The 26,157-nt window shown below is 62.3% G+C and carries 20 protein-coding genes; 19 read left to right on the top strand and 1 reads right to left on the bottom strand.

All coding sequences use genetic code 11. From position 1 onward, the window contains the following. The first annotated feature begins 1 nt into the window (after position 1). Genes QLG12_RS03775 through QLG12_RS03765 form a run of 3 tightly spaced genes read left to right on the top strand, consistent with a single transcriptional unit; the run spans position 2 to position 4,669 of the window. Positions 2-2,452 carry an aldehyde dehydrogenase family protein gene (locus QLG12_RS03775; RefSeq protein ID WP_282473940.1) on the top strand — a complete coding sequence of 817 codons (2,451 nt, stop codon included), beginning with the start codon at positions 2-4 and terminating at the stop codon, positions 2,450-2,452. Then, entirely contained in the window at positions 2,436-3,725 is a 1,290-nt protein-coding gene (locus tag QLG12_RS03770) for an AMP-binding protein (RefSeq protein WP_236194945.1), read from the top strand. The genes QLG12_RS03775 and QLG12_RS03770 overlap by 17 nt, the downstream gene beginning before the upstream one ends. Beyond that, positions 3,725-4,669 (top strand): GNAT family N-acetyltransferase, encoded by a 945-nt coding sequence (locus tag QLG12_RS03765; RefSeq protein WP_236194946.1) that lies wholly within the window; start codon positions 3,725-3,727, stop codon positions 4,667-4,669. The genes QLG12_RS03770 and QLG12_RS03765 overlap by 1 nt, the downstream gene beginning before the upstream one ends. A 39-nt stretch (positions 4,670-4,708) precedes the next feature. On the opposite strand, the gene QLG12_RS03760 is transcribed toward QLG12_RS03765, so the two are convergent. Beyond that, positions 4,709-5,242: a hypothetical protein gene (locus QLG12_RS03760; protein WP_197868208.1), complete on the bottom strand. Its 534-nt coding sequence runs from the start codon at positions 5,240-5,242 to the stop codon at positions 4,709-4,711. A 382-nt stretch (positions 5,243-5,624) separates the two neighbouring features. Here QLG12_RS03760 and QLG12_RS03755 point away from each other — a divergent pair, with 382 nt between their 5' ends. From QLG12_RS03755 to QLG12_RS03680, 16 genes are all read left to right on the top strand, one after another. Then, on the top strand, positions 5,625-7,616 hold the full coding sequence (locus QLG12_RS03755) for a methyl-accepting chemotaxis protein (RefSeq protein ID WP_197868209.1): 1,992 nt from the start codon (positions 5,625-5,627) through the stop codon (positions 7,614-7,616). A 164-nt stretch (positions 7,617-7,780) separates the two neighbouring features. After that, a complete protein-coding gene (locus tag QLG12_RS03750) occupies positions 7,781-8,227 on the top strand; it encodes a DUF411 domain-containing protein (RefSeq protein ID WP_108561755.1) in 447 nt (148 codons plus the stop codon). Then, positions 8,227-8,661, top strand: a complete 435-nt coding sequence (locus QLG12_RS03745) for a YqaA family protein (RefSeq protein ID WP_197868210.1) — start codon at positions 8,227-8,229, stop codon at positions 8,659-8,661. Before QLG12_RS03750 ends, QLG12_RS03745 begins: the two co-directional genes overlap by 1 nt. A gap of 85 nt (positions 8,662-8,746) precedes the next feature. Then, positions 8,747-9,772 (top strand): alpha/beta hydrolase, encoded by a 1,026-nt coding sequence (locus QLG12_RS03740; protein WP_282473939.1) that lies wholly within the window; start codon positions 8,747-8,749, stop codon positions 9,770-9,772. A 13-nt stretch (positions 9,773-9,785) separates the two neighbouring features. After that, positions 9,786-10,739: a D-2-hydroxyacid dehydrogenase family protein gene (locus QLG12_RS03735; protein ID WP_282473938.1), complete on the top strand. Its 954-nt coding sequence runs from the start codon at positions 9,786-9,788 to the stop codon at positions 10,737-10,739. Positions 10,740-11,267: 528 nt separating this feature from the next. Beyond that, a complete protein-coding gene (gene glgA / locus QLG12_RS03730) occupies positions 11,268-12,854 on the top strand; it encodes a glycogen synthase GlgA (RefSeq protein WP_064381801.1) in 1,587 nt (528 codons plus the stop codon). A gap of 18 nt (positions 12,855-12,872) precedes the next feature. Continuing rightward, positions 12,873-14,675 (top strand): malto-oligosyltrehalose trehalohydrolase, encoded by a 1,803-nt coding sequence (treZ, locus tag QLG12_RS03725; protein WP_197868213.1) that lies wholly within the window; start codon positions 12,873-12,875, stop codon positions 14,673-14,675. Continuing rightward, complete coding sequence (gene malQ, locus QLG12_RS03720; protein ID WP_282473937.1) at positions 14,672-16,750, top strand: 4-alpha-glucanotransferase; 2,079 nt, start codon at positions 14,672-14,674, stop codon at positions 16,748-16,750. The genes treZ and malQ overlap by 4 nt, the downstream gene beginning before the upstream one ends. Beyond that, positions 16,747-19,524 (top strand): malto-oligosyltrehalose synthase, encoded by a 2,778-nt coding sequence (locus QLG12_RS03715; protein WP_282473936.1) that lies wholly within the window; start codon positions 16,747-16,749, stop codon positions 19,522-19,524. The genes malQ and QLG12_RS03715 overlap by 4 nt, the downstream gene beginning before the upstream one ends. A gap of 29 nt (positions 19,525-19,553) precedes the next feature. Beyond that, positions 19,554-19,886, top strand: a complete 333-nt coding sequence (locus QLG12_RS03710; protein ID WP_282473935.1) for a DUF2934 domain-containing protein — start codon at positions 19,554-19,556, stop codon at positions 19,884-19,886. A 108-nt stretch (positions 19,887-19,994) separates the two neighbouring features. Continuing rightward, the gene (glgX, locus tag QLG12_RS03705) at positions 19,995-22,154 is read left to right on the top strand and encodes a glycogen debranching protein GlgX (protein WP_197868217.1); all 2,160 of its coding nucleotides are present in this window, start codon (positions 19,995-19,997) and stop codon (positions 22,152-22,154) included. Between the two features lies 1 nt (position 22,155). Then, positions 22,156-23,154, top strand: a complete 999-nt coding sequence (locus tag QLG12_RS03700; protein ID WP_197868218.1) for an acyl-CoA dehydrogenase — start codon at positions 22,156-22,158, stop codon at positions 23,152-23,154. Next, on the top strand, positions 23,151-23,909 hold the full coding sequence (locus QLG12_RS03695; protein ID WP_282473934.1) for a PIG-L family deacetylase: 759 nt from the start codon (positions 23,151-23,153) through the stop codon (positions 23,907-23,909). Before QLG12_RS03700 ends, QLG12_RS03695 begins: the two co-directional genes overlap by 4 nt. Beyond that, complete coding sequence (locus QLG12_RS03690) at positions 23,906-24,505, top strand: SAM-dependent methyltransferase (protein ID WP_197868220.1); 600 nt, start codon at positions 23,906-23,908, stop codon at positions 24,503-24,505. The genes QLG12_RS03695 and QLG12_RS03690 overlap by 4 nt, the downstream gene beginning before the upstream one ends. Beyond that, positions 24,502-25,161: a glycosyltransferase gene (locus QLG12_RS03685; RefSeq protein WP_282473933.1), complete on the top strand. Its 660-nt coding sequence runs from the start codon at positions 24,502-24,504 to the stop codon at positions 25,159-25,161. Before QLG12_RS03690 ends, QLG12_RS03685 begins: the two co-directional genes overlap by 4 nt. A gap of 177 nt (positions 25,162-25,338) precedes the next feature. Next, positions 25,339-26,100, top strand: a complete 762-nt coding sequence (locus QLG12_RS03680) for a PIG-L family deacetylase (RefSeq protein ID WP_064381811.1) — start codon at positions 25,339-25,341, stop codon at positions 26,098-26,100. Positions 26,101-26,157 lie beyond the last annotated feature (57 nt).

The following is a 26,157-nucleotide window of genomic DNA, read 5'->3' as shown; positions in this document are numbered from 1 at the left end:
CATGTACCTGATCAACGGAAAACTTCACGACGACTGCACCCTCGACGTCGCACTGCAACAGCTGGACCTGGATTTGCCACAACGATTGGCCAGGGCGCTCGATACCGCGACCGTGCTTGGTGCAGCAGCGACTTTTGCCGAGCGTCTGCAAGACCCGGGCATCGCAATGCCCATCGATCCCGAACAACGCCAGACACTGATCGAGTTCTGCCAGCCGGATGCCTTGCGGCGCAAGCTTGAGCGCGAACTCGGCGAGCAACCGGGCAGCCTGCGTCGCCTCGACTATCACCCGTCACGCTTTGAACGCTGGAGCCCGCTGGGCCTTGTGGTTCACATCACCCCCGGCAATGCACCGTTGCTGGCCTTTTGCGCGGTGATCGAAGGCCTGCTGGCCGGCAACGTCAACTGGTTGCGTCCAAGCAGCAGCGATCAGGGGCTGACGGCCCAATTGCTTCATGGACTGGCACAGTGTGATGCGACCGGTCAGATTGCCGGACATGTCGCCGTCATTCCGGCAGGCACCGCACAGATGGGTCAATTGTGCCGACGGGCCAACGGCGTCTCCGCGTGGGGCGGTGAATCCGCGCTGCAAGCGATCCGCCAGCAACTGCCGCCTGGCTGTCGCTGGATCGACTGGGGCCATCGCATCAGCTTCATCTACCTGACGCCGGCAGCGGTCACGCCAGAAGCGCTGGACGCCGTGGCCGATGAAGTCTGCCGTCTGAACCAGCAGGCCTGTTCCAGTCCGCAATGGCTGCTGGTGGACAGCAACGACGAAAACATCCTGCGCTCCATCGGCGATGACCTGGCCGAGGCGTTCGAGCGTCGATCCCGACACTGGCCGGTCCTGCTGCCTTCGATTCAGGAGGCCTCGGAAATCACCACCCACACGGCGATGGCGCGACTGGCCCAGAGCTTTTCCGAAGTCAATGGCCGGGTCTGGCAGGCACCGGACTGGCGCGTCATCTGGACCCACGACCAGCAACTTGCCCCCTCGCCGCTGTTTCGCAGCCTGTTGCTCAAGCCACTGCCACGGGCGCAGGTCAGCGAGCAGCTGTTGCCCTGGCGCAACGTACTGCAAAGCGCCGGGCTGATGTGTACAGAACACGAAACGGCTGAACTGGCTCAAACACTGATCGCCGCAGGAGTCACGAGGATCACTCCGGTGCAAGCGATTCACGACGGCTACGAAGGCGAACCACACGACGGCGTGTATGCGTTGCAGCGCCTGAGCCGTCGCGTATCGGTCAGCCTGGCGGCCACGGCGCTGGCAACCCGTGCCACGCTCGATCCTCTGCCGACACCACCCTCTGTGGCCAATCTGCCGATCATGAGCAAAGACGCCTTTGTCACCCGCCCCATCCACCCGGCGGCGCGGTTGTATTTCCGCTCCGGCGGCAGCAGCGGCGCCCCGGCGTTGGCCGGTTACAGCTACCGCGATTTTGATCGACAGATGCGCGCCAGCGCCGACGGACTGTTCGCAGCGGGCCTTGATCCGAAACGCGACCGGGTAATGAATCTGTTCTTCAGCGGCGGGCTGTACGGCGGTTTCTTCAGTTTTTCCAAAGTACTGGAGATGCTGGGGGCCACGCACCTGCCGATGGGCGCGCCGGCGGATGACGATTACAGCGAGATCGCCCGGTTGATCATCGATCAGCGTGTCAGCGTGCTGGTCGGCATGCCCAGCACGCTGCATCGTTTGTTCCTCAACGAGCAGGCACGGCTGAGTGCCTATGGCGGGATCGAAAAGGTCTTCCTCGGGGGCGAACACCCCGGCAAGCAAAGCCTCGCACTGATGCGCGGCTGCGGCGTCAGGCTGATCCGCTCGGCCATTTACGGCAGTGTCGACGCCGGACCGCTCGGCCATGCCTGCCCCGCCACCGGCGATGGCGTGTTTCACCTGATGAGCGATATCCAGCATCTGGAGATCGTCGAATTCGAGGCTGATCGACCGGTGCCCGACGGCGAAACCGGGCGTCTGGTGTTCACCTCCATCGAGCGCGAAGGACAGGACATTCAGCGCTACGACGTCGGTGACAGCGGTCGCTGGATTCCCGGTGTGTGTGAGTGCGGGCTGCCCACGCCACGTTTCGAGCTGCTGCAACGTCATGGCAGGCTGATGCGCATCGGCACGGATTTTATCTGCCTGTCGCAACTGGCAGAGCATCTGCAGACCGAATTTCAGTTGATTCTCGAACACGCCCCGGACGGCCTGGAGCGCATGCGCTTTCGCAGCCCACGGCAACCGGATGATGTACAGCGTCGCCTGCTGGACTATCCGACCTTGGCCACGCTCATCCAGACAGGGCTGCTTAGCGTGGAAGTGGAGGTCTGCGGCAGCGACCGGTTCACCCGCAACAAGCACAGCGGCAAGACGCCTCTGCTGATCGACAACCGGGGCATTGGCCCCAGCGCAGACAGGCAAGGAGCGGAACATGAACACACGGTTTGAACTGCAAGAGCTGGTCACGTTTGCGCGACAGCATTCCGGTTTTTATGCGCGTCACTTCGCCGAACTTCCCCAGCCGATCACATCACTGGAACAACTGCCGGTGATTGACCCCGTGGAATACTGGAAAGGCAGTCATGACCTCGACCAGTGGCCTGTCCTGACGGCACCGCTGAATGACGCCCTGGTTTTCAAGACCGGAGGCACCACCAGCGCCGGCAAGTTTTCACTGTTCCGGCGTGAGGAATGGCGGACGCTGGTAACAGACTTCGGCCGCAGTCTCGGCGCCCGGTTGAGCGCCGGAGACCGGGTCGCCAACCTGTTTTTTGTCGGTGATCTGTATGCCAGCTTCATCTTCACCCACGACGCGCTGGCACATGTGCAAACCGAGGTCGTCGAGTTTCCCTTCACCGGCCATGTCGACTCGAACATCCTGGCCGATGCGATTGCCCGGCACCGGATCAACGTGCTGGCGGGTCTGCCGGCACATCTGCTGAGTTTCGCGGCGTGGCTAGAGCAACATGACCGGGTCCTGGCAGGCGTCACCGCCCTGCTCTACGCCGGTGAAAGCCTGTTTGACGCCCAGTTGCAACGGCTGGCGCGGGTTTTCCCCAGCGCCCGCGTAGCCTCGATCGGATACGCCAGCGTGGACGCCGGATTCATCGGTGCCAGTCATCGTGACTGCGCCATCGGCGAACATCGGGTTCCCGAATGTCACGCATTGCTGGAAATTCTCGACGAGCAGACCGGTGAACCGATCGAAGAATGCGGTCGTGTCGGACGCCTGGTGATCACCAACCTCACGCGCCGGTTGATGCCGTTGATCCGCTACCCCGTCGGCGATCGCGCGTGCTGGCGAGAGTCGCCCGGCGCGTCCCGGCGCAAGTTCGCGCTGATGGGCCGCTGCGCCGACAGCCAACGGGTGCGCGTGGGCGTTCTGACTCTGCTGCCGCAATCGATCGGCGAAACCGTGCGGCGCGTTACCGGCAGCGACGATTGGCAACTGCTGATCGAACAGGACGGCACCATGGATATCCTAAGCCTGCACTGGGCCCCGGACGCCCTGTCACCGGCAAACGCTGAAGCCGACCAGGCGCTGCACAGTGCCTTGATCCAGGACTATCCGTTGATCGAACAACTGAGCGCCGATCGCCTGATGGCGTTGCGGATTCGCTGCTGTACGGTTCAGGAACTGGTATGCCATCCACGCTCCGGCAAACGGCAGCGCGTGCTGGACCGGCGCGTCTATAACGGCTCCGGCCGGGAGCGTTGCTGATGGAAACGATCACCCTGCGCGGATATCGCACCAGTGACGCCCAGGCGGTCAGTCGCCTGTTCAGAAATATCTATGGCGACCACTACGCCCAGCCGCATGTTTACCTGCCCCGCATGATCAGCCAGAACCATGCCGACGGCCGCTGGCACTCGTTGGTGGCGGTGGCGAACGATCAGGTGGCGGGCCACGCCACGTTGATTCTCGACAAGCAATCATCCATCGCCGAACTGGCGCTGAGCGTGGTGGATCCTCAGAACCGTGGCCAGAACATTGCCACTCAACTGAGCCGACGCTTGCTGACGCATGCGCAGGCGCTGGGCTATCGGGGTGTCACGATCAAGCAAGTGACCCATCACCCCTATTCGCAAAAAATGGCCGCCCGCCTTGGTTTTCAAAATACCGGCTTGTTGCCCGATCATGCACCGTCACCCTTTGGCGGCGTGCTGACCGAATCGCTCGTGCTGGGTTACGTCCCTGTCGACGGCTTTCAGCGGCCGCTGCCGGCCTTGACCTGGCCAGACGAATGCCGTGAGTTCATGCAGCAGTTGTGCGACGTGTTCGGAACGCAATTGAACGTGGCGCCGTGGATCGGCGCTCCAGCGCAGCTGGAACAGCGCTGGGGGCGATATGACGGGGTTTTCAGCGAAGTGGATGAGAGCTTGCTCAAACAGCTGCAACAACTCCCCACCCATTGGCTGATATCGATCCGGCTCAGGCTGGCCCAGGGTTTCGACACTGCCTGGCGCCGGTTATCAACGACGGGGTTCGTGTTCAGCGGACTGGCGCCCGATGACAGAGGTGAGGGATGGCTGGCATTGTTTCATAGAGGGTTCCAGCCAAAATCACTGACACTGCATTGTCCGCACATGCAGCGGTTGCATGACGACATGCAACAACGGATCGCCCCGCTTGCGGATTTTCAGATTTGCGGCAACCACCCATAAACGAAAAGGCCCGCTCCGTTACCGGTGCGGGCCTTCTGGTCACGCCTTGGCGCTGACGCCAGCGTCGGTCGGAGGCTTGCGCTCGCCGCCCTGCCCGTAGGTCTGCAGGTTCTGCAGTACATAAATGGCTTTCTTGTACTCGGGGATCAACGTATTGGCGTACTTGTTGCCCTTGAGATTGTTGGTCTGGATGGTATCCAGTTGCGTCGCGAAATACTCCAGCGCATTGAACTTGGCATCCGGATCCTTCTGAATGCCGAAGCGATCAAACTTGTCGCCGGCGTTGAGCAGAGTGATGGACGTGACTTCGGAAATCAGGCCACGGCTGCGCAGCATTGCACTGAGGCTGCCCAATTGTTTGGCCGAAACATTGGTGGGATCGAAACCCTTGATGTTCTTGTGCAGCCCCTGCTTGTCCATTTCCGCAATACTGATCGCGGTGGGGTCACTGCCGACCAGGGCCAGCATCTGCTTGACCTTGACACTTTGAGAAACCGGTTTGCTCGAGCTGCCTGTATCTCGAACCAGCAAACCCGCCTTGGGTTGCCAGGCACCGGTATATCCGATAGTCATGAGCAAGCTCCTTGCGAGGAAAACATGAAAAATTCCTTGTTGAACGACTTTTGAGTTGCCCGGAGTATCGGCCGGCAAACCAATCACACCAACTCCTTTCTGCACTTTTTTACAATTTTCGTACATTCACGATACAAACCGATAACAGCCCCGGAAATACGGGACCAGAGCGTTCATGACAATGTGATGAAAGTGGGTTTATCGCTCTAATGTTCGGGACAGTTAGTTCTCGTGTATCAGGCCGGATACGTTCCATCGGTCGGGATTGCAGCTTTTAGGACGAAAGTACCTAAAGCTTCCCGAAGTCGCGACGATACGTTAGGAAACCCGCGCTGTTTTTTCCCTGCCCACAATAAGAATCCCTGCTCAAGGACCGGTTTCCATGCCCGCATTCCGCACCATTCAGGCTCGCTACACGCTGTTTCTGGTTCTGTTCATTCTGTTGTTGTCTGTGCTGACCGTGGTCGGCATCAGCCAGTTGGTCGCACCCAAGCTGCGCCATACCGAAGAGCAGGTCGTGCTCAACCGCATTGCTGAAGTGGCCGAACAGATCCAGGGCGAATTGAACAAGGTCCAGGCGCAACAGCGCAGCATCACCCAGACCATCCCGCTGCTCGACAGCGCAGCCATCGACACCGTATTGCCGGGGCTGGTGGATCAATACGGCGAACTCAAAGTATTCGGCGGCGGCATCTGGCCATTGCCCGGCCAGCGTGAGGCCGGACGCAACAAGTTCAGTACGTTCTGGCACCGTGATGCCTCCGGCAAACTGGCGGTGAACACCTTCTGGAACAGCGACGCGGCGCCCAACTATTACGACCAGAGCTGGTACAAGGGCGGCATGCAGACCCCGCGCGGCCAATGTGCCTGGGCCGCCGCTTATAAAGATGATGCCAGTGCCGAGCCGCGCACCAACTGCGCCATGGCCATCCAGAAAAACGGCAGCGCCTGGGGCGTCTCGACCATCGACGTGACCCTGGGCTTCTTCAACGATCTGGTGGCGCGCAAGGAAAAAGACCTCAACGCCGAAATGCTGATCGTCGAGGCCGACGGCAAGATCATCAGCAACAGCTCGCGCATCAGCGGGCCGATTGTGCTGAAGAACATCAGTGAACTCGCCGGTGGCTCGACCTTCGCCAGCCAGGTCAAGGCCGGGCTGCAAAACCGCGATCAGGCGCAGCGCGTCGAATTCGACAACCACGGTGAAGCCAGCACCTTCTTCATGCGCCCGATCGAAGGCACCCCGTGGTTCCTCGCCACCGCCCTGCCAACCAAAATGCTCACCGCCCAGCGTGACGATGTGCTCAGCAGCCTGAGTATGCTGCAGATTCCGCTGGTGATCCTGCTGGTACTGTTGCAGGTCTACGCAATCCGCCAACTGGTTTCGCGCATGAAAGCGCTGAAAGCCAACATCGATTCGCTGTCCAGCGGCGATGCCGACCTGACCCGGCGCATCACCATTCGTGCTGAAGACGAACTCGGTGCCATCGGGCATTCGGTCAACACCTTCATCGCCTACCTGCAGAACATGATCGGCGAAGTGACCCAGGCCACCGGCGCGATGGCCTCGAGCCTCGACAGCCTGCAACGCACCTCGGCGCACACCAGCCAGATTCTGGCGCGCCACGCGTCGGAGACCGACCAGACCGTTACCGCGATCAACGAAATGAGTTCGACCGCTGAAAGCGTCGCGCAGAACGCTGCCGAAACCGCTGCCTTCACCCAGCGCGCCAACGAAAACGCCGACCGTTCCCGCATCGTGGTCGGTGAAGCGTCAGGCAGCGTAGTGGCGTTGATCGACGAAGTGGCCAGCGCCACCCACAAGGTCGAAAGCATGCAGCAGGATGCCCAGCGCATCACCGAAATCCTCGGCGTGATCGGCGCCATTGCCGGCCAGACCAACCTGCTGGCACTCAATGCCGCCATCGAAGCAGCGCGGGCCGGTGAACAGGGTCGCGGTTTTGCCGTGGTAGCGGACGAAGTGCGTGCCCTCGCCGCCCGCACCCAGGCCAGCACCTCGGAAATCAACGAGATGTTGAGCCGTCTGACCCAAGGCGTCAGCTCGTCGGTCAGCGCCATGGAAAACACCCAGGCCAGTTGCCAGTCCGCCGCCGATGCCACCACCCGGGTCAACAGCGGGCTGGACGAAATGGCCGGTGCGGTCAGCCACATCAACAGCCTCAGCACCCAGATCGCCACCGCCGCGGAACAGCAAAGCGCGGTCACCGAAGAGATCAACCGCAGCATGGTGCAGATCCGCCACATGGTTGATGAGCTGGTGGAAAGCGGTCAGGCCAGCGAACTCAACACCCGCCAGTTGCTGGAAGCCAACAGCCGGGTGAGCGCGATCATGGGGCGGTTCAAGGTTCGCTGACGGTTTTGTCATCTTGCGCTCAGTGGCCTGTCAGCTTTGGTCTACGATCATGTTGGCAGGCCTGCCTCGTATCACTTGGAAACACTCCGTTGATGCCAGGCAGGAAAAACCGGTCAAAATGCCTTCCTTTTTTGACCGTTTCTCCTCTAAGCCGAGAGCCCTCCATGCGAAACCATCTGCGTCTGGCCGCCCTGAGCGCGCTGTTCATTTCCTCTTTGGCGCAAGCCGCCGATCTTATTCCGATAGAAGTTCATCGCGACGCCAACTGCGGCTGCTGCAAAAAATGGATCAGCCATCTGGAAGCCAATGGCTTCAAGGTCGAAGACCACGTCGAAAGCGACATGAGCAGCTTCAAGCAGCAACACGGCGTGCCGCCACGTCTGGCGTCCTGCCACACCGCAATCATCAACGGCAAATTCGTCGAAGGCCATGTTCCGGCGGAACAGGTGCTGGCCCTGAGCAAGCGTGACGACCTGCTCGGCGTTGCCGCTCCGGGCATGCCGATGGGCTCGCCGGGCATGGAAATGGACGGCATGAGCGACGCGTATCAAGTGATCGGCCTGAAGAAAGACGGCGTCGATGTGGTGGTGGCGGATTACCCGGCCCATTGATGACGGCGGGTTATCTCGGGCTGTTCCTGGCTGCGTTTGGGGCGGCGACCCTGTTGCCGCTGCAATCGGAAGCCGTGCTGGTCGGGCTTCTGGTCAGCGATCGTTACTGGCTTTGGGGCCTGTTGGCCGTGGCGACGCTGGGCAATGTCCTCGGTTCGCTGGTGAACTGGTGGCTGGGGCGCGGTCTGGAACGATTTCAGGACCGGCGCTGGTTTCCGGTCAGTCCGAAGCACATGGCGCGCGCCCGCATTCACTATCAGCGCTACGGTCACTGGTCGCTGCTGCTCAGTTGGTTGCCGGTGATCGGCGATCCGCTGACGTTGATCGCCGGGGTCATGCGCGAACCTCTCGGGCGATTCCTGTTGATCGTCACTCTCGCCAAAAGCGCCCGCTACGGGGTGCTGGCGATGCTCACCCTCGGCTGGCTCGGTTGAACGATCGGGTCCGGGGATTGCCTGTGTTTAACGTCGCCCTAATCCGGCCGCTCGAGCATCGGCCGATTTCTTGTGGAGTTGTCCTATGTCTGTGTCGCTGACCCGCTGGCTGCCCGGCCTGTTGCTGACCGCTGCCCTGCCCCTGCTTGCTCATGCCGAAGGCCCGCAGTACGGCCCGGAATTGCAAGGTTTCGAGTATCCCTACACCCTCAAGCACTTTGCCTTTCAGTCCCAGGGCAAGTCGCTGCAGATGGGTTACATGGACGTCGCCGCCCACGGCAAGGCCAACGGGCGCACCGTGGTGCTGATGCACGGCAAGAACTTTTGCGGCGCGACCTGGGACAGTTCGATCAAAGCCCTGAGCGAAGCCGGCTACCGGGTGGTTGCCCCGGATCAGATCGGTTTCTGTACCTCCAGCAAACCCGATCATTACCAGTACACCTTCCAGCAACTGGCAGCCAACACTCAGCAGCTGCTCAAGGCGCTGGGCATCCAGAAAGCCACCCTGCTCGGTCACTCCACGGGCGGTATGCTCGCCACCCGTTATGCGCTGCAATATCCGGATCAGGTCGAGCAACTGGCGCTGGTCAATCCGATCGGCCTGGAAGACTGGAAAGCCCTCGGCGTGCCGTATCGCAGCGTCGATCAGTGGTATCAGCGCGAACTGAAAGTCACCGCCCAGGGCATCCGCGACTATGAACGCACGACCTATTACGACGGTCGCTGGAAACCCGAATTCGACCGTTGGGTGGACATGCTCGCCGGCCTGAGCAACGGCCCGGGCAAGACTCAGGTCGCATGGAACTCGGCGCTGATCTACGACATGATCTTCACCCAGCCGGTGTACTACGAGTTCAAGGACCTGAAGATGCCGACCCTGCTGCTGATCGGCACCTCCGACACCACCGCCATCGGCAAGGACATCGCGCCGCCGGAAGTGAAGGCGAAAATCGGTCACTACGACGTGCTGGGCAAACAGGTGGCGAAACTGATTCCTCAGTCCACGCTGGTGGAATTCCCCGGCATGGGCCACGCCCCGCAGATGGAAGAACCGGCGAAATTCCACGAAGCACTGCTGGGCTGGCTGGACAAAACCAATCCCGTTCGTTGAAGAGGTGACGCTGATGGCGGTGCAGATTGCGGTGATCGATGACTGGCAGGACGTCGCGCGGGGCGCAGTCGACTGGTCGGTGCTCGACAGTCTCGGCGAAGTCACCTTCGTCCATGAGTACCCGGCGGACAACGCCACGCTGGCCGAGCGTCTGGGCCGGTTCGAGGTGATCTGCGTGATGCGCGAACGCACGCGCTTCGACGAAGACCTGCTCAAACGCTTGCCGAAGCTGAAGTTGCTGGTCACCGGTGGCATGCGCAACGCGGCGCTGGACATGCCGGCCGCCGCCCGCCTCGGAATCAAGGTCTGCGGGACCGACAGCTATAAACACGCGGCACCGGAACTGACCTGGGCGCTGATCATGGCCGCCACCCGCAATCTGGTGAACGAGGCCAACGCCCTGCGCGCCGGCCAGTGGCAGCAAGGTCTGGGCAACGACCTGCACGGCAAGACCCTCGGCATTCTCGGCCTCGGCAGCATCGGCCAGCGGGTGGCGCAATTCGGTCAGGTGTTCGGCATGCGTGTGATCGCCTGGAGTGAAAATCTCACCGCCGAGCGCGCTGAACAGGCCGGTGTCACCTATGTCAGCAAGCAGCAGTTGTTCGAACAGGCTGACGTGCTGTCGGTGCACCTGGTGCTCAGCGATCGCAGCCGGGGTCTGGTCGATGCCCAGGCGCTGGACTGGATGAAGCCGAACGCCCTGCTGGTCAACACGGCGCGCGGGCCGATTGTCGATGAAGCGGCGCTGATCAAGGCCTTGCAGAAACAGCGTATCGGCGGTGCGGCCCTCGACGTGTTCGATCAGGAACCGTTGCCGGCGCTGCATCCGTTTCGCACCCTCGACAACGTGCTGGCCACGCCTCATGTCGGCTACGTCAGCCGCCAGAACTATGAGTTGTTCTTTTCGCAGATGATCGAAGACATCCAGGCCTGGGCAACCGGAGAACCCGTGCGCCTGCTCAACTGAGTCTCCTCACTCTCGCGGGCAATTCCTGCCCGCGAGGCAGCACCCGCTGACCACCTGCCAACACAAGTGTCCGCACCGCAACAGTGCGTTCGCACGTTTCCGGCGCCCGAAATCGTGACCGTCCGGTCACCATTTTGCATCATCGACGTCGCCTGACATGCACTTCGTCGGGGCGCACCCCCTCCCTAAGCCACGGATTTCGTGAGCCTGCAACAGATTGTCGAACAATTCATCCGATCGCCCTGGCCCGCTCTAGGATCTGGCCTAGACTGGATTTCGCGGGGTAAAACCGGCCGGTCGCAAAGTCAAAAATTCGTCGAAACTTTTGCAGATCGCGGCGGGTCATCTGATAGGCAGGGCCAAAGCGACTGGTTCAAGTCTTGCAATGGCCACCTCACCCATTCTGCTTGCACGTGTCGGGTAGCGTTTGCTTACCGATGCGTGGCGTGTTTGCGCCCGGCCACAGGACCTGGCCATGGACATCGCATGTTCAAGACAAGAATCAGATCAAAAAGACGGGAGATTCATATGATCAGTGCGGCATTGGAAATTCAGGGAGAACGGGCTCATCAGCCGATGGGTGAATCGAGCACTTTAAGCGTTCCCGGCAGCCGATCGATCAGCGTCCCGATCACCAAGACACTGACGCCGATAGCCAGTCAGAACCCCAACAAGAAAAAAGTATTGTTCGTGACCTCGGAAATCGCCGACCTGGTGAAGACCGGCGGTCTGGGAGACGTTTCTGCCGCCCTGCCCCGTGCAATGGCGCATCTGCACGACGTCCGGGTGTTGATCCCGGGTTACCCGCAAGTCATGAACAGCGAGAATCCGATCCACATCATCGGCGAACTAGGTGGCCACGCCGCGCTGCCGCCCTGCAAGATCGGGCGCATGGACATGCCCGACGGTCTGGTCATTTATGTGTTGATCTGCCCTGAACTGTACGCCCGTGACGGTGGCCCGTATGGCGCCAACAATGGTCGCGACTGGCCGGACAACCACATTCGCTTCGCCCGTCTGGGTCTGGCCGCCGCCGATATCGCCGCCAACCTCGCACAAATCCACTGGTGCCCGGATCTGGTGCACGCCCACGACTGGCCGGCCGGTCTCGCGCCTGCCTACATGCACTGGCGCGGGCAACGCACGCCGACCCTGTTCACCATTCACAACCTGGCCTATCAAGGCGTCACCAGCCTGGGCTCGTGCCCGGAGCTCGGGATTCCCGCCCATGCCCTGCAACAGGAAGGCATGGAGTTCTACGGCAAGATGTCGTTCCTCAAGGCCGGCATGGCTTATTCGAGCCACATCACCACGGTCAGCGCCACCTACGCGCAAGAAATCACCACCCCGGATTTCGGCTGCGGTCTCGACGGTTTTCTCGCCGCCAAGACCCAGCAAGGCTTGCTCAGCGGCATTCCCAACGGCATCGATGAGAGCTGGGACGCTGCCACCGACCCGCATCTGTTCGCGCCATTTGCCATCGGCGACTGGGAAGGCAAGGCCATCAACGCCGCTCACGTGCGCGAACTGTTCGGCCTGAACGAGTCCGAAGGTCCTCTGTTTGCAGTGGTCTCGCGACTGGTCTATCAAAAAGGCCTGGACCTGACCGAAGCGGTGTCGGAATACATCGTGCAGAACGGTGGCCAGATCGCGATCATCGGCCGTGGCGAGCCTGAAGAAGAGCAGGCCATGCGTGAACTGGCGCTGCGCTTCCCCGGCCAGATCGGCGTGCGCATCGGCTTCAACGAAACCGACGCCCGACGGATGTTCGCCGGCAGCGATTTCCTGCTGATGCCATCGCGTTATGAACCGTGCGGTCTGAGCCAGATGTACGCCCAGCGTTTCGGCTCACTGCCGGTGGCGCGCAACACCGGCGGGCTGGCCGACACCATCGAAAACGGTGTTACCGGTTTCCTGTTCAATGAATCCACCGCCGACAGCTACCGCGAGGCCCTGAGCCGAGCGTTCAAGGTGTTTGCCTTTCCCGAACTGCTCAACGCCATGCGTTGCCGGGCGATGGCCGCCCCCTTCAACTGGTGCAAGGCAGTCGAACCTTACGCCGAACTCTACGAACGACTGGTGGCCAAGGCGCTGGGTAAAACGCACCACAAATAACCAGGGAGGTTTTCAACGATGCCGTCACGGACACCTGAAAGCTGGCCCCACGGCGCGATCATGCTGGATGCCGAGCACACCCAATTCGCGCTGTGGGCGCCGGATGCATTTTACGTCAGCGTCGAGCTGGACAACGGCCAGTCCCTGCCCATGCTGCCCCAGGGCGAGGGCTGGTTTGTCATCAAGACCCGATGCCCTGCCGGCAGCCGCTACCGTTTCAATATCGATGGCGAACTGGAGGTGCCCGACCCGGCCTCCAGGGCGCAGGACGGTGATCTCGACCGCCACAGCGTGGTGGTCGATCCGCACCGTTATTCCTGGCGCAACACCACGTGGCAAGGGCGCCCCTGGAATGAAGCGGTCATTTATGAACTGCATGTCGGCGCGCTCGGCGGATTTGCCGAAGTCGAGCAGCATCTCTCACGCCTCGCGGAGCTTGGCATCACCGCCATTGAACTGATGCCGATCGCGCAGTTTCCCGGCGATCGCAACTGGGGCTACGACGGCGTGTTGCATTACGCACCACAAGCCAGCTACGGCACGCCGGAACAACTCAAACATCTGATCGACAGCGCCCACGGTTATGGTCTGGCGGTGATTCTTGATGTGGTTTACAACCACTTCGGCCCCGACGGCAATTACCTGCACCGCTACGCCAAGGGCTTTTTTCGAGAAGACAAACATACCCCGTGGGGCGCGGCCATCGACTTCCGTCGTCGCGAAGTGCGGGACTTCTTCGTCGAAAACGCGTTGATGTGGCTGCTGGAATACCGTTTCGACGGCCTGCGCCTGGATGCGGTGCATGCCATCGAAAGCCCCGACTTTTTGCCGGAACTCGCACGTCGCATACGTCAGCAGATCGACCCGTCCCGGCATGTGTGGCTGACCATCGAAAACGAACTCAACCAGTCCAGCCTGCTTGAGGAAAATTACGACGCGCAGTGGAACGACGATGGCCACAACGCCCTGCATGTATTACTGACCGGTGAAACCGACGCCTACTACGCGGACTATGCACTGCAACCCACGGAGCAACTGGCCCGCTGTCTGAGCCAGGGTTTCGTGTTTCAGGGTCATATCACGCGCCACGGTGAACCCCGTGGCGAGCCAAGCGAGCATCTGCCATCCACTGCTTTCGTGTTGTTCCTGCAAAATCACGACCAGATCGGCAATCGCGCCTTCGGCGAGCGCCTGCATCAATTGGCCGACCCGCGCGCGGTGGATGCTGCGACAGCGTTGTTGTTGCTGTCGCCGATGATTCCCCTGATGTTCATGGGCGATGAATACGCGGCCCAACAGCCATTTCTGTTCTTCACCAGCCACCATGGCGAACTGGCGAAACTGGTGCGCGAAGGTCGGCGCAATGAGTTCGCGGCATTCAGTGCCTTCTCGGATCCGCACAAGCGTGAACAGATTCCCGACCCCAACGCCGAGCAGACCTTTCACGCCTCGCAACCGCGCCTGACGGGTAACGGCACGCCTCGGCAACAGGCGACGCTGGCGTTGTATCGCCAGCTTCTGCAACTGCGCCATCAATACATCATTCCCAACCTGTCCGGCACTCAAGCCCTCGGCGCCCAAGTGCTGGGGCCTGGCGCCGTCAGCGCACGCTGGCGCCTGGGCGATGGCAGCGAGCTGCGAATCGACCTGAACCTCAGCGATACGCCAGTGGTCAACCTTCCACAGACCGAGTCGGTGTGGCTGTTTCGCCAGCCATCCGACGCCGGCCTGTCGGATGAGGGGCAACTGCCCCCGTATTGCGCGCTCGTCAGCCTCACGGCCGCAACCCCTTTGCCCCCCTTGGATGGAGAGCGCCTATGAGTGATGCGCAACTGGAAATTCTCGCCAGCCGAGCCGGCCTTGCCGTCGACTGGATCGACGCCAACGGGCGAGCGCAAAAAGTCGCCCCGGCGGTGCTGCGCAATGTGCTGATCGGCCTCGGTCACCCGGCCGGAACGGCTCAGGAAATCGACGCCAGCCTGCTCGAACTGCAACAGGTACAGGAAAATCGCCAGTTGCCCCCGCTGCTCACTGCCGATGTCGGCGTGGGCGTGGATCTGGCCCGTTATTTCGAACCCGAGACGCCTTGCGAGATTCACCTGGAAGACGGCTCGCGCCTGAGCCTGCGTCTCGATGCCGAGTCCGTATTGCCCGGCGAGATTCCGGTCGGCTATCAGCAAGTGCACATCGCCGATCAGCAATTCACCCTGGCCGTGGCACCGGAACGCTGCTTCAGCGTGGGTGACGCGGTGGACAGCCCGATCCCGCGCGCATGGGGCCTGAGCGTGCAGCTTTATGGCCTGCGCCGCCCCGGCGATGGCGGTTTCGGCGACACCCAGGCCCTGGAAGAGCTGGCTCGGGTGGCCGGCGAACGCGGTGCCGATGCCTTGGCGATCAGCCCGCTGCACGCGATGTTCAGCGCCGACACCGGGCGCTACAGCCCCTACTCGCCGTCCAGTCGGCTGTTTCTCAATCCGCTGTATGCCGCACCCGGCGCGATTCTCGGCGAACGCGCCCTGCGCGATGCGATTGACGCCGCCGGCCTGGCCGATCAGTTCGAGCAACTGGAAAACCTGAAACTGATCGACTGGCCGAAAGCCGCCGAGGCCAAACTGAAACTGCTGCAAGCCTTGTACGACGGCTTTATCAGCGGCGAACACCCGTTGCATGCCGACTTCTCCAGTTTCCGCGATGCCGGCGGCGAAGCGCTGGAAAACCACTGCCGCTTCGAAGCCATCCAGGAAATGCGCGCGGCCCGTGGCGAGAGCCTCGACTGGCGCCAATGGCCGGAGCACTGGCACGACCCGCGCGGCGCTGCCCTCGGCGCATTTGCCGAGGAATACGCCGAGCGCATCAGCTACTTCGCGTTCTGCCAATGGTTGATCCACCGTTGCCTGGAACGCGCCCAGACCGCCGCCCGCAGCGCCGGCATGGGTATCGGCCTGATCGCCGACCTGGCCGTGGGTACCGATGGTGCCGGCAGCCAGGCCTGGAGCTTTCAGGACGAACTGCTGGCCTCGCTGACCGTCGGCGCGCCACCGGACATCCTCAATCGCTCAGGCCAGGGCTGGGGCATTTCCGCGTTTTCCCCGGAAGGTCTGGTGCGCAACGGCTTTCGTGCGTTCATCGACATGCTGCGCGCCAACTTCGCCCACGCCGGCGGGCTGCGCATCGACCATGTCATGGGCCTGCAACGACTGTGGGTGATTCCCAACGGCGCGGTCCCGGCGGACGGCGCCTACCTGTATTACCCGGTGGATGACCTGCTGCGTCTGCTGACCCTCGAATCCCATCGTCATCAAGCGATCGTGCTCGGCGAAGACCTCGGCACCGTGCCCGATGGCCTGCGGGAAAAACTCATCGCCCGGGCCATGCTCGGCATGCGCGTGCTGTTGTTCGAGCAGGACAACACCCATTTCAAACCGATCCTCGACTGGCCGGACAACGCCCTGGCCACCACCAGCACCCACGATCTGCCGACCCTCAACGGCTGGTGGCACGGCCGCGACATCGACTGGAATGCGCGACTGGGACTGATCGACGCCAACGGCGAAATCGACTGGCGCCGTTACCGCGAACGGGAGCGTGAAGGCCTGCGCAATGCCCTTAGCCAGGACCCGCAAAACTTTCGCGAGGAATCCCACGAGGCCGATCAGGTAGTCGACGCCGCAGTGCGTTTCCTCGGCCACACCCGTGCGCCGCTGGTTCTGCTGCCGTTGGAAGATGCGCTGGGGCTCGACGAGCAGGCCAATCTGCCCGGCACCATCGACACCCACCCCAACTGGTCGCGCCGCTTGCCGGCCACCAGTGAGACGCTGCTCGACGGTGTCGACGCCGCAAGACGCCTGGAACTATTGGCGTGTGCCCGCCTTCAGGCAGCCGAGCGTGACCAATGAGTGCATTGCCTATCCAGACCGTGCGCGCCACGGTTCGCCTGCAATTTCACCGAGGCTTCACCCTTGATCAGGCCGTGCCGCTGGTGCCGTATTTCTCTCGACTCGGCATCAGCCACATTTATGCCTCGCCGCTGCTTGCCGCCCGCGCAGGCTCCATGCATGGCTACGATGTGGTCGATCCGACCCGTGTCAATCCGGAACTCGGCGGCGAACCAGCCTTGCGTCGTCTGGTCGCCAGCCTGCGCGAGCACGGCATGGGGCTGATCCTCGACATCGTCTCCAATCACATGGCGGTCGGTGGCGGTGACAACCCGTGGTGGCTCGACTTGCTGGAATGGGGCCGACTGAGCCCCTACGGCGAGTTCTTCGACATTCAGTGGCACTCGCCCGACCCGCTGATGGAAGGCCAGTTGCTGCTGCCGTTTCTCGGCAGCGACTACGGTGTCGCATTGCAGGACGCGACTCTGCCGCTGCTGTTCAATGCCGAGAGCGGCACTTTCCACGTCGAGCATTACGAGCATCACTTCCCGATCTGCCCTACTGATTACGGCGAACTGCTCAGATCCGATGACGCCCCGAACGACGCGCTCAAGGCCCTCGCCGACCGTTTCAGCGCGCTTGGCTATCAGACCGAGGCGCACGCGCGGGCTCTGCCGCTCAAGGAAGAACTCCAGCAACTGGCCAGTGATCCGCAAGTCCTGCAGGCCATTGAGCGCAACCTGACGCACTACGATTCGAAGACCGAAGAAGGTTTTCAACGCCTGCACCAATTGCTGGAACGGCAAAGCTATCGCCTGGCGAGCTGGCGCACGGCGGCGGACGACATCAACTGGCGGCGCTTCTTCGACATCAATGAACTCGGCGGTTTACGGGTCGAGCGTCCGGCAGTGTTCGAGGCCACCCACGGCAAGATCTTCCAGTTGATCGGCGAAGGGCTGATCGACGGCCTGCGCATCGATCACATTGACGGCCTCGCCGACCCGCGCGGCTACTGCCGCAAGCTGCGCCGTCGTCTTGACCATCTGGCGCCGGGCCGGCACTTGCCGATTTACGTCGAGAAGATTCTCGGCGACGGCGAAACCCTGCCCACCGACTGGTCCGTGGACGGCAGCACCGGTTATGAATTCATGAACCAGTTGTCGCTGTTGCAACACGACCCGGACGGTGAACATGTGCTCGGCGACTTGTGGCAACGCCGCACCGAGCGCCCCGCCGCGTTCATCGAAGAAGCGCAACTGGCGCGCCAGCAGATCCTCAACGGCTCGCTGGCCAGCGATTGCGAAAGTGTTGCTCAGGCCCTGCTGCAAGTGGCGCGCGACGACCTGATGACCCGCGACCTCACGCTCGGCTCGATCCGCCGTGTGTTGCAGGCGTTGATCGTGCACTTCCCGGTTTATCGCACCTACATCACCGCGATGGGCCGCTCGGCGCGCGACGAGGTGTTTTTCCAGCAGGCCATGGACGGTGCGCGGCAGACATTGAGCGAAGCCGATTGGCCAGTGCTGGACTCCGTAGCCGGTTGGCTTGGCGGCCAGCCGTGGCGGCGCAAACCCCGTGGCCGTTCGCGCAAAATCCTCAAGCATGCCTGCGTGCGCTTTCAGCAGCTCACCTCCCCGGCCGCCGCCAAAGCGGTGGAAGACACCGCGCTGTATCGCTCGGCGGTGCTGCTGTCGCGCAATGACGTCGGTTACAACACCGAGCAGTTCAGTGCGCCGGTCAGCGACTTTCACGCGGTGAACCAGCAGCGTCTGGCGAGCTTCCCGGACAACCTGCTGGCCACCGCCACCCACGACCACAAACGCGGCGAAGACACCCGCGCGCGACTGGCCGTGCTCAGCGAACGCAGCCACTGGTACGCCGAGCAGATCGAGCTGTGGCGCGCCCTCGCCCGGCCGCTGCGCCATGACGATCAACTGCCGTCGTCGGCGGACGAACTGATCCTTTATCAGGCGCTGCTCGGCAGTTGGCCGCTGGAGTTGCGTGACGACGATCAGGCGGGCTTCGCCGATTACGCCAAACGTATATGGCAGTGGCAGCAGAAAGCCCTGCGCGAAGCCAAGCTGCAAAGCAGCTGGAGCGCGCCGAACGAGGCGTACGAAAACGCAGCCCAGGCGTTCACCGAACAGTTGCTGCTGGCCCCCGAAGGTGAACTGCTGCGCGGAGCACTGGCCAAGACCGTCAACAGCATCGCGGCGGCCGGCGCCCTCAACGGTCTGGCGCAAACCTTGCTGCGCATGACCGTGCCGGGGGTGCCGGATCTGTATCAGGGCAACGAGTTCTGGGATTTCAGCCTGGTCGATCCGGACAATCGGCGGCCAGTCGACTATGCCGCCAGGCAACAGGCGCTGGAGGCACCAGGGCCGGTTCAGGAGCTGTTGGAGAACTGGCGCGACGGGCGAATCAAGCAAGCATTGATCGCCGAGGTGCTGCGCCTGCGCGCCGACGACACCGAGTTGTTTCGCCGTGATTCGTACCAGGCCCTCGAGGTACTGGGCAGCCAGGCGCACAACGTGCTCGCGTTTGCCCGCGAGCATGGGGAACGACGGATCATCGTGATCGTGCCGATCCGTTGCGCGACATTGCTGGAAAACAGTGCTGTGCCGATGGTTGACGCGCTGCGCTGGGGCGATACACGGGTGGTTTTACCGTTCGACGCCTCTGACGAAAATCTGAAGGGACTTTTTTCGAGCACCGCAGTCACAAAAAACAGGGAGCTGCAGGTCAGCGCCGCGCTGGGGGATTTCCCGGTCAATCTGCTTATCCAACACGTCTAGCAGCATGAGTTCAGTTCAGGAGCATTGCGATGAGTACCGACGATAAACGCATCCGCGAATTCGCCTATCAGATCTGGGAATCGGAAGGTAAACCCGAGGGCCAGGACGCCCGCCACTGGGAGATGGCACGCAAACTGGCCGAAGCCGAGGCATTGGCGCCGAAAAAATCGCCGAAGGCTGCCGGCAGTAAAACCGCCGGCAAGACCACCACCAGCAAAGCTGTCGAGGGCAAGGCAACTGCCGCCAAACCCAAGGCCGCGACGGCCAAGGCCAAGCCTGCCGGTGCCGCCAAAGTGATTCCCCCGGGCGAAAAAGCCGCCGAGAAAAAACCCCGCGCGCCGCGCAAGCCGCCTGCGGTCTGACGCTCCCCGATCCATTGATTTGAATAACCGTGTGGCGGGCTCGCTCGCCACCGAGGGCTTACTCGTCCTCGAAAAACATCTACCCCCCGATTTTTTGCAGGAGCACCTATGAACCGTCCAAAGAAAGCCGAGCCCGCCGCGCACGCCGAACCCTCGCGCATCCGTGAAGGCCTGCCCTTCCCGCTCGGCGCCACCTGGGATGGTCTGGGGGTGAACTTTGCGCTGTTTTCCGCCAACGCCACTCGGGTCGAACTGTGCATTTTCGACGATACCGGCGAAGTTGAACTCGAACGCATCGAACTGCCGGAATACACCGACGAGATCTACCACGGCTATTTGCCCGATGCGCATCCGGGGCTGATCTACGGTTACCGGGTCTATGGCCCGTATGACCCGGCCAACGGCCACCGCTTCAATCACAACAAGTTGCTGATCGACCCCTACGCCAAGCAGTTAGTGGGCGAGTTGAAATGGTCCGAAGCGCTGTTCGGCTACACCATCGGCCATCCGGACGCCGATCTCAGCTTCGACGAGCGCGACAGCGCGCCTTTCGTTCCCAAGTGCAAGGTCATCGACCCGGCCCACACGTGGGGCCACGACCACCGCGTCAGCGTGCCGTGGGACAAGACCATCATTTACGAGACCCATGTGCGCGGCATCAGCATGCGCCACCCTTCGGTGCCGGAAAATGTGCGTGGCACGTTTGCCGGGCTGATGGTCGACGATGTGCTTGAACACATCCGCAAACTGGGTGTGTCGACCGTCGAACTGTTGCCGATCCACGCTTTCGTCAACGACCAGCACCTGCTGCACAAAGGCATGACCAACTACTGGGGCTACAACAGCATCGCGTTCTTCGCCCCGGACCCGCGCTATCTGGCCAGCGGCAAGATCGCCGAGTTCAAGGAGATGGTCGCGCACCTGCACGACGCCAATCTCGAAGTGATTCTCGACGTGGTCTACAACCACACCGCCGAGGGCAACGAACAAGGCCCGACCCTGTCGATGCGCGGGATCGACAACGCTTCGTACTATCGCTTGATGCCGGACGACAAACGCTTCTACATCAACGATTCCGGCACCGGCAACACCCTCGACCTGAGCCATCCGTGTGTGCTGCAAATGGTCACTGACTCGCTGCGCTACTGGGCCAGCGAAATGCATGTCGACGGTTTCCGCTTCGACCTGGCGACCATCCTCGGCCGCTATCACGACGGATTCGATGAACGCCACAGCTTCCTCGTGGCCTGCCGCCAGGACCCGGTGCTGCGCCAGGTGAAAATGATCGCCGAGCCTTGGGACTGCGGTCCCGGCGGCTATCAGGTGGGCAAGTTCCCGCCGGGCTGGGTCGAGTGGAACGACAAGTTCCGCGACACGGTGCGCGCCTTCTGGAAGGGCGACGACGGCCAGCTCGCCGACTTCGCCAGCCGCATGACCGCCTCCGGGGAAATGTTCAACCAGCGCGGTCGCCGGCCTTATTCGTCAGTGAATTTCGTCACTGCTCACGACGGTTTTACCCTCAACGACCTGGTGTCCTACAACGACAAGCACAACGAGGCCAACGACGAAAACAATCAGGACGGCAGCAACAACAACCTGTCCTGGAACCACGGCGTCGAAGGGCCCACCGACGACCCGGAAATCAATGCGCTGCGCCACCGGCAGATGCGCAATTTCTTCGCCACCCTGCTGTTGTCACAGGGCACCCCGATGATCGTGGCCGGCGACGAATTCGCCCGCACCCAGGACGGCAACAACAACGCCTATTGCCAGGACAGCGAGATCGGCTGGGTCAACTGGGACTTGAGCGAGGATGGCAAGGCGCTGCTGAAATTCGTCAAACGCCTGATCAAGTTGCGCCTGGCTTATCCGATCCTGCGCCGCGGGCGTTTCCTGGTCGGCGAATACAACGAGGATATCGGCGTCAAGGACGTGACCTGGCTTGCGCCGGACGCCACGGAAATGACCACCGAGCACTGGCATGATGCGCAGAACCGCTGCATGGGCATGCTGCTCGACGGTCGTGCCCAGGAAACCGGGATCCGCCGCAAGGGTGCCGACGCCACGCTGCTGCTGGTAGTCAATGCCCATCACGACATCGTCAACTTCACCTTGCCGGAAGTGCCCGAGGGCAGTTTCTGGACGTGCATGATCGATACCAACCAACCAGCGATCCGTGGCCAGGAGCGTTTCGAGTTCGGTCATGAGTACTCGGTCACCGGACGCTCGCTGCTGCTGTTTGAACTGCAACGCGAAGAAGAGGATTGACATGGACTTGTCAGCCTATCTCTCCCGGCACGCCAGGGACTACCGCGACACGGCTGCTCTTGGTCTGTGTCTGCGGCAAATGGTCGAAGCCGGCCTCGACCGTCTGCCATTGCCCGGCAGCGGTCGTACGCTGGAGCGCTGGCAACGCCTGTCCGAGGTCGGCGGGCATGACCTTGGGCTGTGCAAACTCTACGAAGGTCATACCGATGCACTGGCGATCATCGAACAGCTCGGTGGCTCGCCAACGCCCGGCAGCACCTGGGGCATGTGGGCGGCCGAACCGCCGCAGGCGCGGGTTCGGGTCAGCCGATCGGGACATATGGTGCAGCTGAATGGACGCAAGGCCTGGTGTTCCGGTGCAGCAGTGCTCAGCCACGCCCTGCTGACGGCATGGGATGAGGAGGATCGTCAGCAATTGGTCGCGGTGGCCCTCGATCAACCGGGCGTCACCGTCACCGATCAGGGCTGGCAAGCGGTCGGCATGGCGGCCACCGGCAGTGTCGAGGTGCTGTTTGATGAGGTCGAGGCTCAGGCGATCGGTGAGCCTGGCGACTACCTGCAACGGCCGGGTTTCTGGCAGGGCGGGATCGGAATCGCCGCGTGCTGGTACGGCGCCGCCAGGGAGATCGGCGAACGCTTGCGCCTGCACTGTGCGCGGCGTGAAGAACCCCACGCGCTGGCCAGTCTCGGCGCCGTCGACAGTGCCTTGCACGCCGCAGCTCAAGCACTTCGCGTCAGTGCGCTGGACATCGACAGCAATCCCCACACCAACGCCGAATTGCTGGCCCGCCGCGTACGGGCCGTGGTCGAGGACACCGCTGAACAGGTGATCCGCGAGACCGGTCGGGCACTTGGGGCCGGGCCGTTCTGCAAGGATCCGCACTTCGCCCGGCTGGTGGCCGACTTGCCGGTGTATCTGCGTCAGAGCCACGCCGAACGCGATCTGGCGGCACTGGGCCAACTGATTGCACAGCAACCGCGCGAGGGTTGGGCCCTATGAAGCGCAATCCGATCGTCGGCGAAGGAACCTCGCTGCACGAATGGCAGGGCTCACGCCATCTGGCAGCGGTAGACAGCGTCGAGATTCTCGACCTGGTACCACCGGGATCCAGGGCGGTGGTGATCGCGCCGCATCCGGACGACGAGGTGCTCGGTTGCGGCGGACTGTTGCAAGGGCTCGCAGCGGCGGGACGCACCCTGCAATTGATCTCGGTCACCGATGGCAGCGCCAGCCATCCAGGTTCGGAGCGCTGGCCAGTGGCGCGCCTGAGCGTCGTGCGCCCGCAGGAATCCGCTGAAGCCCTGCGCCGTCTCGGCCTCCCCATGCACCAGTTGCAGTGGCTGCGCGGCGGCTTCCCCGACACTCAGGTCGCCGCGCGCGAATCAATGCTCTGCCAGTACCTGACCCGTTACCTGCAACCCGACGACGTGGTTTTCACCACTTGGCGCGAAGACGGCCACAGCGACCACGAGGCGGTCGGCCGCGCCAGCGTCGAAGCGGCGCGGCGCGTGGGCGCGATTTGCCATGAGCTGCCGGTCTGGACCTGGCACTGGGCAGCCCCGGAAGACGCCCTCGTGCCCTGGGAGCGAGCGCGCAAGATTCTGCTCAGCCCGGAGCAAATCGCACGCAAGCGTCACGCGGTGCACGCCTTCGCCAGCCAGCTGGAAGGCGATCCCGACGCCGGCCTGCCACCGGTGCTCGCGCCCTATGTGATCGAGCGACTGCTGCAACCGTTCGAGGTGGTCTTTCTATGAGTGTCGAGGATCGCTACTTCGAAGGCCTGTTTGCGGGCAATAACGACCCTTGGGGATTTCGCCAGCGCTGGTACGAGCAGCGCAAACGCCTGGTGACCCTGGCAGCCCTGCCCCGCCCGCACTACCGCACGATCTTCGAACCCGGTTGCGCCAACGGCGAACTGAGCGCCGCGCTGGCCGAACGCTGTGATCGGCTGTTGTGCTGCGACACCAGCGCCGCTGCGGTCAATCTGGCGCGCACCCGGCTGAGCCTGTTCGACCACGCCGAAGTCCGTCAATGTCGGTTGCCTGGCGATTGGCCGGCGGAAAAATACGACCTGATCGTATTCAGCGAAATCGGCTACTACCTTGACCGGCAGGATCTGACGGAGGTCATCCGTTGCATCAGCGATTCGTTAGCAGCGGACGGTCAATTGCTGGCCTGTCACTGGCGCCCGCCCATCGAAGGCTGCCCGCTCAATGCTCGACAGGTTCACGACCTGATTCACGAACAGTTGCACCTGCCGCGACTGGTCCTGCATCAGGAAGCGGATTTTCTGCTGGAAGTCTGGAGCCGCGAACCGCGTTCGGTGGCCGCGCTGGAGGGCTTGCGATGATTGGCATCCTGATTCCTGCGCACAACGAAGAAGAATGGCTAGATGACTGCTTGCACGCTGCCTTGCGGGCTGGCGGACATCCCATGTTGGCGGGTGAACCGGTGGAAATTCTGGTGGTGCTGGACAGCTGCACCGATCGTTCGGCGCACATCGTCAGCCAATACCCGGTGCAAGCTTTGAGCATCGAAGCGCGCAACGTCGGCCAGGCTCGCGCGATTGGCGCACAACAACTGCTTGAGCGCGGTGCGCGCTGGATCTCCTGCTCGGATGCCGACAGCCGCGTTGCCGAAGACTGGCTGGTGGAACAACTGGGATTGGGCACCGATGCCGTATGCGGCACGGTGACGGTCGAGCAGTGGCATGACACGTTCGATGAGGCCGCACAGATTCGCTATCACGGACATTACCAGGCCTGTGAAGGTCACCGGCACATCCATGGCGCGAACCTGGGCGTCAGCGCACAAGCCTACGTGCGCGCCGGCGGCTTCGAACCATTGACCTGTGACGAAGATGTGCAGCTGGTGCGCCAACTGGAGCGTTCAGGGGCCAGCATCGCCTGGAGCCATCGCCCGCAAGTCATCACCAGCGCCCGTCTGGACAGTCGTGCACGGGGTGGTTTTGGCGACTATCTGCGACAGTTGGCACAGACTGAATAAAAAAAAACGGATCAGATTGATCTGTGACGCGACGAACCGCCCGTCTTGAGCAATACTCTGCTGCGCAGCAATCCAGGGTTCGGAGCGCTGCCGGGCTATCCACCAGCCTTCACGGGTCGTACACGCATCGCATGGCGCGCACGACTGAGGGCGAGACACAACAAGGACGTATGACTCATGAAACCGTTATCCCTCAGCGAAAACGGCCTGCCGGCGCAGATCTGGAACAGCGCCCCGCAGCTCGACAATATTCCCGTCATCAACACTCACACATTAGTGCCACCCGGCGCCCGCGCCGTGGTCATTGCCCCGCACCCCGGCGATGAAGTGGTGACCTGCGGCGGCCTGCTGCAACTGCTTTCCAGCCTGGGGCATCCCTTGCAACTGCTGTCGATCACCGATGGCAGCGCCAGTCATCCGGGCTCACGACAGTGGTCGGAGAAACGCCTGAGTGTGTTCCGCCCCCAGGAAAGCGTCGAAGCCTTGCGCCGTCTCGGTTTGCCGATGCACAGCCTGAAATGGGTGCGCGGCGGGTTCACTGACAACGCCCTGCTCGATCAGGAACATCAGCTGACCGATTTCATCGCCCGCTACCTGCGCCCCGGTGATGTGGTTTTCAGCACCTGGCGCGAAGATGGCACCGCCGATCATGAAGTGGTCGGCCGGGCCAGTGCCAAGGCTGCGCAACTGGCCGGCGCGACCTATCATGATGTGCCGGTCTGGGCCTGGCACTGGCCGGAACGGGACCAGGCGCAGATCCCGTGGCATCGCGCGCGCAAGCTGCGGCTCGACACCTGGACGGTCGCGCGCAAGAGCCACGCCACCCATGCCTACGCCAGCCAGCTCAACGGCGAACCGGCGATCGGTATTGCGCCCCTTCTGCCCAAGTCGATTCTGGAACGCATGCGCCTGCCTTACGAGATCGTCCTGGTCGATTGACGGCGGACGCGGGCAGCCACTCAAAGTGAACTGCTCGCGTCAGGATCAGTCGCATGA

This window comes from Pseudomonas sp. V88_4, assembly GCF_029967985.1.
GTDB classification, from domain to species: domain Bacteria; phylum Pseudomonadota; class Gammaproteobacteria; order Pseudomonadales; family Pseudomonadaceae; genus Aquipseudomonas; species Aquipseudomonas glycinae.
This window is presented reverse-complemented; position numbering and strand designations above follow the sequence as displayed.